Genomic DNA, 9,714 nt, shown 5'->3' with positions numbered 1-9,714 from the left:
CATCTATGAACATGATTTTGCATAATACCAAAATCCTTGTAGAGACGTAGCACTGCTACGTCTCTACATCCAGATTCATATTTCAATTCAGCAACGCCAGATTAACCATGAAATTCCCAACACTGCGGTGGCGAGTGTGTTGAATTTGAGAGATATTTTTTAATTGGTCATTGACCGTTTCTATAAGAGAACGCTTTCTCAATAAAATTTTATCGAGTAAAGGTATTAAACGATTTTTCATGTTTTTTTTAATAGTTTTCAGAGGGAACAGGGAACACATCGAACCTCTTCCCTGCGATGCACTGAGCTATTCGTTGTGTTCCTTTTTTTTGTAATAAGTTGAAGATTTTGCTGAAAAAGAATTTCAAATAATTGATGAGAAATTGTAAATTGATTTTTTATGGCTTGTGAGAAATCCGGGAGCAACTGGGTCATCGAGTTACTCTTGAATCTCAAACCTCTACTCAAGTTGTTAGTTGCAGTGAACAAGAAACTTCAAAAGTAAATCGATCGCCCCGAAAATGAGTGACTGTGTACTCAAATAAGTGGTCATGCTGGTCACGAACTTGGCTTTTAGTTATTAGCATTGGTGCACCAGGGGGAATTTTTAAAAGTTTCGCTTCTTCTTTGTAAGCCGCCTGGGTTTCAATCTGAGTACGAGTACGACGTGGCTCAATCCCATAGTGATTTCGCAGCAAACTGTAGAGAGATTGAGACTTATAAATCAGTATAGGTAAGTCGGGAAATTTTTCCGAGAGTAAATAAGAAACACTGATACATAAAGGATTCCATTCGGGTACAGTAGTATCTGTCATTGCCAGCGATGCCACGCGGAGAAATTTTACTTGGAATAGAGAATTTCCGATATTAGTTTCAAGTAAATTGGCAAGTTGTTCGCTAGCAGTAATTAATTTGCTACTGAGTATTCGGATACAGGGAAGATAGCCTAAGTTGAGCAAACTTTGAGTAAAGTTAGTTTTAAAATTGAGAGAATAATCAATTTTTTGTTCTTTTACAAAAGCACCGCGCCCTTGTATTCTATATACTAAATCTTGGTCAACTACATATTTAATTGCCATGCGAGCGGTAAAGCGATGAACACCGTAGTGCGCGGCCAATTCGTTTTCCGAAGGTAGGCGATCGCCCGGAAGATAATCTCCAGCTTGGATATCTGCAATTAGCTTTTCAGCTATCTGATGGTAAACCGATTCACCTTTTTGCTGTTGCTTTGTAGACTTCATGAAGAATCCATCCTAATTCAATAATCAAACTTTTATTAGTTACCTGTACATTTTCTGCTCTACTCTTTTTCTCAGATATTCTTCTAGCGGTTGAGAGGATCTGGAGCGTAACTGTTGTGTTTATTGACTAAAACTGTTTCTACAGATTACTTTATGCTAATAAAGGAATTAGAATCAGACTGAAAACTTTGCATTGTAAGGCTTATACTGCTATTTCATCTAAAATGCTTACAAAAAAAATACCTTTAGAGGATGTTTGAAAAGTCCTCTTGTCAGTAGCAAAACGTTCTATATCCCCCTAAATTCCCCTTAAAAAGGGGGGCTAAGGGGGATCAATAAGTGCAAAGATACAGCCAACTACTTTTCAAACAACCTCTTAAAACTTTTGAATACTCTTTTGCATAAAGGTATATAAAGCTCTAAGATTTAAATGTTAGTCATTATTAGATTTATGCTAAAAATAGCAAAAACTTATTAACAAAATTATAAAAATCAATTAAATTTTGGTTAATCTTTTTTTTTAAAGCTCATTTATTATTGTGCTGGAGCTAGCGAGACTATCACTAAAAACGTGTGACTTTCCCGTCTTTAGGAATGTAGATTAAACAGAATGCAAAATTTCTCTTTTCTAGGGGAGATAGGATAAGCGGCGGCTTGGGTTGTAAACGCGTACTTCTACGTCGAAGCAAGCCGAGGAAGCGTCTACGACGAAAGCCGCGGCTCATCCTGCCTCCTCTATGAAAGTTGCACTTTATTAAATTCACCGTCATATTTCAAAGTATCGTCCATCCTTGTCTTTATATCCCTCTATAAAGTTAAATTTAATACTTAATGGGCTAGCTTATTGACAGCTTAATTACTGTTGACAAAACTAATTTTGCCTTAAGGTGTCACAAATGAGCAAATGTGCACCTGTCACGAATGCTCTATACAAGTAGAGTAGCTTGTATAGTTCAGCTCATAAGTAACTTTTAATATAACTGCCCCTTTGAATTTAAGAAACGAACTGTAGATTGAACATAAGACGAATGGAGGTAACAATTCTCGCATGGTTCTCAACGGTTCCTGCTTCATAGTGTGACCTCTGACTTAACAAGCATAGTAGATAAGCGCCAGATTTGATTGGTTTAGCTAAAAAAATCAATGCTTTAGTTGACTTAAACTATTTCACTTAATTTGGAGATTTTAATCATGTTTCGCAGAAAATATCTAACTACCATTGCGGTCTTGCTATCCTCTTTAGCAATTGGAAGTCAGGTCAGCCCTCAAGGAATAAGCTCCTTGCTGCAAGGTAAATTCAACTTACCAGTGGCTTCGGCTCAAAACCGTCCCATTATCTTGGGCTTAATTCCCGCTGAAAATAATCAAGAAATGGTGCAAAAATTTGAGCCAATGCGAGCCTATTTGCAGAAAAAACTTGGTCGCCCTGTCAAAGTCTTCACTGCTACCGACTATGCAGGCGTGATTGAAGCTATGAGGAAAGACCGGGTAGATGTCGCTTGGTTTGGGCCGTTATCTTATGTGCTAGCCCAGCGAGAATCAGGGGCAGAAGCTTTTGCAGTAGGTGTTCGTAAAAATGGTCAATCTACATACAAGAGTATATTCGTTGTGCCTGGTAATTCTCCGGCCAAATCTCTGAAAGATTTAAAAGGTAAAAATGTCGCCTTTGTCGATCCAGCCTCCACTTCTGGAGCATTAGTACCCAGCTACATTGTTAAGAAAAACACAGGTAAGATGCCTCAAGAGTTTTTCGGTAAACTAACTTATGCTGGTTCCCATGACGCTGCTGAACTAGCAGTTAAAAACAAAACGGTAGATGCAGCAGCAGACAACGACATCACCTACGAAAAGATGCTTTCTCAAGGGTTAATTAGTAAACAAAGCAATCGGATTCTGCTTTCTTCTGACCCTTTACCTGGTTCTCCTTTAACGTACCGTGATGATTTAGATCCAGCCACTAAAAAGAAAATTCGGGAAGCTATTTTAAATGCTCACAAAGAAATTCAGGTAACTGGATATGGTGATCTATTGCGTTACGATTCTGCTACTCCGAATAACTATCCACCAATCCGGAATATGGTCAAGGAGTTAGGATTAGGGCGCGAACAACTACTTAAGTAATTTGTTTAAGCAGGTGGACAAAATTATTGAGTTTCACCTGTTTAATCAGACCATGCTCAAGGATTAAGTTTCTTCTCTACGAGACGCTACGCGAACATTTTGAATTTTGAATTGCTTATGTCTTTGATACAAATTAAACAAGTTAGTAAACGCTATGAAAATGGGTTTCAGGCTCTACATCCTACAACACTGACAATCAATCCAGGTGAATTCACAGTTATTTTAGGGCCTTCAGGTGCAGGTAAATCTACACTTCTGCGTCTCTTGAATGGTTTAGAAACTCCTAGTAGTGGTGAAATTATCATTGCCAATTGTCAACTTACAAAAGAAAATCTACGTCGCCTTCGCGCTCAAGTTGGTATGGTCTTTCAACAATTTAATCTAGTGGGTCGCTTGAACGTAATGACTAACGTCCTCACTGGAAGACTTTATCACCGTTCTTGGTGGGAAAGTCTAGTTTACCTGTTCCCTAAAAAAGATTATGAAATAGCTCATTGGGCATTAGCGCGGGTAGATTTGACAGAAAAAGCCTGGAATCGTGCTAGTAGACTGTCTGGAGGTCAGCAGCAGCGAGTGGCGATCGCTCGTGTTTTAGCTCAACAACCAGCAGTAATTCTAGCAGATGAACCTGTAGCTAGTCTCGATCCAGTAACCTGCGAAGAAATTATGAAATTGCTACAAGAAATTTGCCAAAAAGATGGGGTTACTGTTGTTGCTAGCTTACACCAAGTTGGCTTGGCTATACAGTTTGCTGAACGGATTATTGGTATTAATCAGGGTCGAGTCGTCTTTGACGGTACAGCTGGGGAATTATTTCATCAACAAGATATTCTGGAAACCATTTATCGACGTGCGGATGGAAGTTTAGATGAAAACTTTAACATGGAAATGGCATTGGCCAAGTCCTGATGGTCTACCTCCTCTTTCTCTAGTTGCTTTGGTGTTAGTTATTCTGCTAGCTCTTGGCAGTACTGCTACTATTGTGGAAGTGGATTTAGTGAGGATTTTTCAATCTACAGGAAGATTGTTTGAATTTATCCGACAGTTATTCGCTGTTCCTGATTGGGATTATTTTCCAACTCTCGGAACAAAAATGTTAGAAACTTTAGAAATTGCTTTTTTAAGTACAACTTTTTCTCTGATTCTGAGCCTACCTTTAGGAATACTTGCAGCTCGCAATAGTAGTCCCCATCCGATAGTTTACCACATTAGCCGCAACTTACTTTCTCTAATGCGTGCTTTACCAGAAGTGGTATGGGCATTGGTGTTTGTCTCAGCCGTAGGATTGGGTGCATTACCTGGAATAATGGCACTTACTTTTGTTACCACTGGCTTTATGGCGAAGTTTTTTGCTGAAAGTATTGAGGTGGTAGATTCCAAGTCTATTGAAGGGGTAATATCAACAGGTGCGAATTGGTTACAATTAATAACCTTTGCAATGCTTCCTCAAGCTTTTCCCGATTTAATTGGCACACTTCTCTACATTCTCGACCATAATGTGCGTTCAGCAACGATTGTTGGTTTGGTAGGTGCTGGAGGAATTGGATATGAGTTGGTGTCATCTATTCGCCTGTTTAACTACAGTCAATTAATGATGATTATAGTGTCAGTTTATCTGGCTGTAACCGTGCTAGATCGATTATCTAACCAATTACGATCGCGGGTGATTTAAAGATGGTATTTAAAACTTATCAATTCCCTCCACTGCCGAAAAAGCCTGCAAATTTAGTTTTCCTTTGGTTGGGATTGTTGTTAATTTTTGTCGGATTAGTAATTGTTCATTTGGAGATTTCATTTACAACTTTAATCTGGGGTTTTAGCGATATTTTTGAATATCTGGGACGGTATCGATCGCCTAATTTTACTGAGTTGGATACATGTCTAAGCTTAATCCTCCTTTATCTGTTCGATAGTAGTCTTCAAATGACGTTTGCCCTCTGGAAGACATAGCATTTAAAAACAGAGATATCGTCGCTATTATTCTTATGAAACCCATAAAGCTATATTTAAGAGTGGTTTCTGCGAGGCTGGTAAACTGCAATTAAGAGGTCTTTCTACAAATATAAATGGACGGGCGATCTGAAGTCACTTCGAGCATTGTTATTACCATCATTTCTTTGGTAAAATAACCTCACCCTTCCCATTCGTCTCAAAAGAAAAATCCGCTTTCCAGTCGGGGGCTATCGGTGTGCCGTTTATATTCGTAATTACTGAGGTTTGTTGTTTTTGCAGGTCTCTGTTTTTGGGAGAAAGGGCTGTGTCTGGATGGCCGCAGGAAAACAGGAAAAATGTAAGTGCTGTGAGAAATAAGTATTTCATACGGGTTATGTTTTGATTTTATTCGGAACGTATAACCATGAAATTTATTGGGTAGCGAAGGAATTATTTAGTTTCAAAGGTGTCTGATCTCACGAAATTTTCGGCAAAGACCACTTCTTCACCACCACCAGGATCCGCATAAAAATGACCAGGCCCATGGTAAGGTAGGTGTTGATGATGTCATGATCAAAGAACTTGTTCAGGATCAGGAAAACGATGCCACCGATGATGCAGAGGATGGCGTATATCTCTTTACGGAAGATGAGCGGTACACGGTTAGTGAGAATATCTCTGAGTACGCCGCCGAAAACGGCCGAGACTGTCCCCATGATAACCGCTACCATGGGCGACATGCCGAACAGAAGGGCTTTTTTTAGCCCGATGATGCTGTAAAGCCCCAGCCCGATGGTATCAAACAGGAAAATGGTTTTGGAGAGCATAGAGAACTCTTTCTTGAACAACAAGGCCAGGAAAATGCCCAGGATAATCACATAAATGTAGGCCGGATCTTTCATCCAGCCTACAGGTGTGCTGCCTATCAGTACATCCCTGAGCGTTCCGCCCCCCACAGCGGTGGCAAAAGCAATGACAGAGGCACCGAAAATGTCCAGCTGACGCTCGATACCAATCATTGTTCCGCTGATCGCAAAGACCAGAACGCCCAGAATGTCCATCCAATAGATCAGTTCCATAATTTTATTTTACTGAGATTTCATCCACAAAAAGCCAGGCAGGGTTGCCGTGTCCCGGGTGACTGTCGGCCAGTTTACCATAATTTTTTGCAAAAACCTTGATATACCTGGCGTTCTGAGTGCCAAGTGCAATGTTCAGTTGCTGTACAATGTATTCCGGCTTATCAGATGTATCCATTTCGATTCTCTTGACACTTTTGAAAGTCTTGCCATCATCAGAAACAAATATCTCCACATATCTTGGCAGCATGATCCACGAAGCACTGGCTCTCTGGAAAGCTACACCGATTCTGTTGAACAGTGTTCTTTGTCCGAGATCGATCACTGCATCCAGGTCTTTTCCGTTAAAACCAACCCATGAAGAAGAGTTGCTCAGATCTCCGACAATGGCATTTGTAAGGGCATATTTTTCACCTCCGGTGTAACCCTGTGGTTCATCGGCAAGGGTGTAGGTTTTGCCGGTAGAAAGCGATACCACAAACTGTTTCGTCAGAACTTTGCCCAGCTGATCTCCGGTTTTGGAAAACGCTGCCGAACTGATCAGCATGTCTGCATTGATCGGGATGTTTTTAGCCGGGTCAAAAGCCAGTGATTGTGCATTAGGTTCTGTACCGTCCAGTGTGTACCTGATGATGACATCTTTGTCAATGTTTTCCAGTTTGACGACCGGAAATCCTTTGGCATCTTTCAAGGTAGATGCTGTGATGTCATAATAACTCCTGGCATAATTAACCCCCAGGTGCTTTAACCTCTCAAAATGGGTTTTAAGACGCAAAGCAAAGTTTTTATAATCCTTAAGCTCTGCTTTGGTCCAGGCTACTTCAGCCAGGGCTGAGGCCCTTGGGAAGGCCATGTACTCGGCATGCTCAGGAGTGGCAATGTATTCCGTCCAGAGATTGGCCTGAGTACCCAGGATGTGTTTTGCCTGCTCTTTGGTAAGGGCAGCCGGAACCGGCTCGTAGCCGTACACTTTTTCGATAGTCAGATATCCCCCGATTGCTATCGGTTCTGTCAATGGGTTGGACTGGTAGTAATCCAGGTAAAGATTGCTGGTAGGGGTCATGATGGCATCGTGGCCTTGCTTAGCCGCATCGATTCCGCCTTCAATACCTCTCCATGACATGATGGTGGCATTGGGAGAAATTCCTCCTTCCAGGATTTCGTCCCAGCCTATGATCTTGCGTCCTTTTGAAGTGACAAATTTGTCGATTCTCCTGATGAAATAACTTTGCAGTTCATGCTCGTCTTTCAAACCTTCTTTTTTCATAAGCTGCTGACAAAATTCAGAGTTTTTCCAGGCGGTTTTCGGACATTCATCACCACCGATATGGATGTATTTGGAAGGGAACAATTCCATAACCTCCGTCAATACGTTCTGAAGGAATTCAAAAGTCTGTTCATTCGGACAGAAAACCTGGTCGCTTACCCCCCAGAGGGTGCTCACTTCGTATTTTTTGTTTTCGCATCCTAATTCAGGATAGGCTGCCAGGGCCGCCTGGGCATGTCCCGGAAGTTCTATTTCGGGAATAGCCGTAACAAATTTAGATTCGGCATATTTAACAATGTCCCTGATTTCGTCCTGAGTATAAAACCCCTCATGGGGAATACCGTCCCATTTCTGGTCACGGTAGTGCCCGGCCATAGATTCTTTTCTTTTTGAACCTATTTCAGTCAGCTTCGGGTATTTTTTGATCTCAATTCTCCAGCCCTGGTCGTCCGTAAGGTGCATATGAAAGGTATTCAGTTTATGCATCGCAATCAGATCGATATATTTTTTGATAAAGCTCACCGGGAAATAATGTCTTCCCAGATCCAGCATCATGCCTCTGTAGCCGAATCTCGGCTCGTCTTTGATAACACATTCAGGCACCGTCAATTTAACCGCCGGCTGCAGGCTTGAGCTATAAACAGAAGGTGGCAGCAACTGAAGCAAAGTCTGGAATCCGTAAAAATGGCCTTTAGCCGTGGAGGCTTTGATAATTACTGAAGCAGGAGAGGCCACGAATTCATAAGCTTCCGGACCAAGTGCCGGGGCGTCTTCAAAACTGATGCTGTTCGGCGTTTTCTGTGAAGTGATTTCCGGCAAATTTCCGGTCACGATCTGGATCCTCTGGGCCAGTTGCTCTGCCACTTTCCTGGTTTCAGGAGCATTGGTACTGACCACAATCTTTGTTTTGGGCGTTATGCTGAATTTTCCTTTTCCTTCTACCAGGCTGTTTGGCTTAGGAATGACCGGATAGGTATTCTGTGCGTTGGCGTAAAAGGAGAGAAGAAAAAAGGCAAGAATGAGTTTTTTCATTATCAGAAATTTTGTTGTTTTCAATGTCAGGTCCGGTTAATTTTCAAGACTATTCTTTATTTCTTTGAGTTGCTCCACGAGGTTGCCTCCCACGGGAATCATATCTGAAACTTTGGAAATGATGTTCGGAGCGAAATCTTTGATAAAAGGGTAGAAGTCTGCATCAGTAAACCATTTTTCGGGTAGGGGAATGCCGGTTTTGGAGATGATCCAAAGCAGGAGACTTACCCCGAAAAGCCACATGAGGCTTCCGAGGATGGCCCCGAGAAATCCGTCCAGAGTTCCGAAAAGCGTGTACTTCAACGATTTACGCATCATCCAGCCCATTTTATTGATCAGGAATATGGTAGGAAAAAATATCAGGATAAAACTAAGGTAAGGCGATAAGCTTCCTGTCAGCTCTGTTCCCAATAATTTTTCCAGTACATCTATTCCGAATCCAAGAAATTTGAAGCCGAGCACTATAGCAATGATAAAAGCCAGAATACCGATGATCTCTATCAGAAGTCCTTTCTGATAGCCTTTAAAAGCCCCGAAAACGATCGGCAATAGCAGCAAAATATCAATGGTGGCCATAGTTTCAGGCCAGCAGTTGTTTCACCATGGCCGAGATCGCTTTTCCGTCTGTTTTTCCGGCGAGTTCTTTGGTAGCTACGCCCATCACCTTACCCATATCAGAAGGGGCACTGGCACCAACTTTGGCAATGATTTCCTGTAAAGCGGCCTTCAGTTCGTCTTCAGACATGGCTTTTGGCAGATAAGCTTCAATAACGGCGATTTCGGCTTCTTCCTTTACCAGGAGATCTTCACGGTTTTGGGTTTTATAAATTTCAGCAGAATCTTTACGCTGTTTTACCGCTTTTTGAAGGATTTTCATTTCATCCGCTTCTGTCAGTTCACCTGTTCCTCCGCTTTTTGTTTTTAAATGGATTTTCTGGCATAATACTATTAGTTAGTTTCAAGGAGCCACCACGAGCGCTAAATCTTTTGGTGGCTTTTTGGTTTTTTAGTCATTTGTCATTGGTCATTTGTCATTGGTCAA

Annotated in this window: 8 protein-coding genes and 1 pseudogene; 3 read left to right on the top strand and 6 right to left on the bottom strand. The window is 41.4% G+C overall.

Features of this window, described 5'->3' with window-relative positions:
* Positions 1-97: 97 nt before the first annotated feature.
* Positions 98-256, bottom strand: a pseudogene (locus LC574_RS11670) (transposase); the annotation flags it as partial.
* Between the two features lie 208 nt (positions 257-464).
* Positions 465-1,241: a phosphonate metabolism transcriptional regulator PhnF gene (phnF, locus tag LC574_RS11665; protein ID WP_229453673.1), complete on the bottom strand. Its 777-nt coding sequence runs from the start codon at positions 1,239-1,241 to the stop codon at positions 465-467.
* Positions 1,242-2,432: 1,191 nt separating this feature from the next.
* On the opposite strand from phnF, the gene phnD reads away from it, so the two are divergent.
* The 3 genes from phnD to phnE all read left to right on the top strand — a co-directional run bounded on the left by phnD (position 2,433) and on the right by phnE (position 5,034).
* Positions 2,433-3,362 (top strand): phosphonate ABC transporter substrate-binding protein, encoded by a 930-nt coding sequence (gene phnD / locus LC574_RS11660; RefSeq protein WP_229453672.1) that lies wholly within the window; start codon positions 2,433-2,435, stop codon positions 3,360-3,362.
* Between the two features lie 117 nt (positions 3,363-3,479).
* Positions 3,480-4,271, top strand: a complete 792-nt coding sequence (gene phnC, locus LC574_RS11655) for a phosphonate ABC transporter ATP-binding protein (RefSeq protein ID WP_229453671.1) — start codon at positions 3,480-3,482, stop codon at positions 4,269-4,271.
* Entirely contained in the window at positions 4,231-5,034 is an 804-nt protein-coding gene (gene phnE, locus LC574_RS11650) for a phosphonate ABC transporter, permease protein PhnE (protein WP_229453670.1), read from the top strand. Before phnC ends, phnE begins: the two co-directional genes overlap by 41 nt.
* A 736-nt stretch (positions 5,035-5,770) precedes the next feature.
* Here the strand turns inward: phnE and LC574_RS11645 are convergent.
* Genes LC574_RS11645 through LC574_RS11630 form a run of 4 tightly spaced genes read right to left on the bottom strand, consistent with a single transcriptional unit; the run spans position 5,771 to position 9,603 of the window.
* Positions 5,771-6,373: a trimeric intracellular cation channel family protein gene (locus LC574_RS11645; protein WP_229453669.1), complete on the bottom strand. Its 603-nt coding sequence runs from the start codon at positions 6,371-6,373 to the stop codon at positions 5,771-5,773.
* A 4-nt stretch (positions 6,374-6,377) separates the two neighbouring features.
* Entirely contained in the window at positions 6,378-8,696 is a 2,319-nt protein-coding gene (locus LC574_RS11640; protein ID WP_229453668.1) for a family 20 glycosylhydrolase, read from the bottom strand.
* A gap of 12 nt (positions 8,697-8,708) precedes the next feature.
* The gene (locus tag LC574_RS11635; protein WP_166562797.1) at positions 8,709-9,248 is read right to left on the bottom strand and encodes a CvpA family protein; all 540 of its coding nucleotides are present in this window, start codon (positions 9,246-9,248) and stop codon (positions 8,709-8,711) included.
* Positions 9,249-9,252: 4 nt separating this feature from the next.
* A complete protein-coding gene (locus LC574_RS11630; protein WP_368736684.1) occupies positions 9,253-9,603 on the bottom strand; it encodes a GatB/YqeY domain-containing protein in 351 nt (116 codons plus the stop codon).
* Positions 9,604-9,714 lie beyond the last annotated feature (111 nt).

This window comes from Nostoc sp. CHAB 5715, from assembly GCF_020829685.1.
In the GTDB taxonomy this organism is placed as follows: domain Bacteria; phylum Cyanobacteriota; class Cyanobacteriia; order Cyanobacteriales; family Nostocaceae; genus Nostoc.
The sequence above is the reverse complement of the archived record's forward strand: the minus strand, read 5'-3'. Positions and strand labels throughout refer to the sequence as shown.

Coding starts and splice junctions, on each gene's coding strand:
- LC574_RS11645 (WP_229453669.1), bottom strand. CDS start 6,373: ATGGAACTGATCTATTGGATGGACATTCTGGGCGTTCTGGTCTTTGCG.
- phnC (WP_229453671.1), top strand. CDS start 3,480: ATGTCTTTGATACAAATTAAACAAGTTAGTAAACGCTATGAAAATGGG.
- phnE (WP_229453670.1), top strand. CDS start 4,231: ATGAAAACTTTAACATGGAAATGGCATTGGCCAAGTCCTGATGGTCTA.
- phnD (WP_229453672.1), top strand. CDS start 2,433: ATGTTTCGCAGAAAATATCTAACTACCATTGCGGTCTTGCTATCCTCT.
- phnF (WP_229453673.1), bottom strand. CDS start 1,241: ATGAAGTCTACAAAGCAACAGCAAAAAGGTGAATCGGTTTACCATCAG.
- LC574_RS11635 (WP_166562797.1), bottom strand. CDS start 9,248: ATGGCCACCATTGATATTTTGCTGCTATTGCCGATCGTTTTCGGGGCT.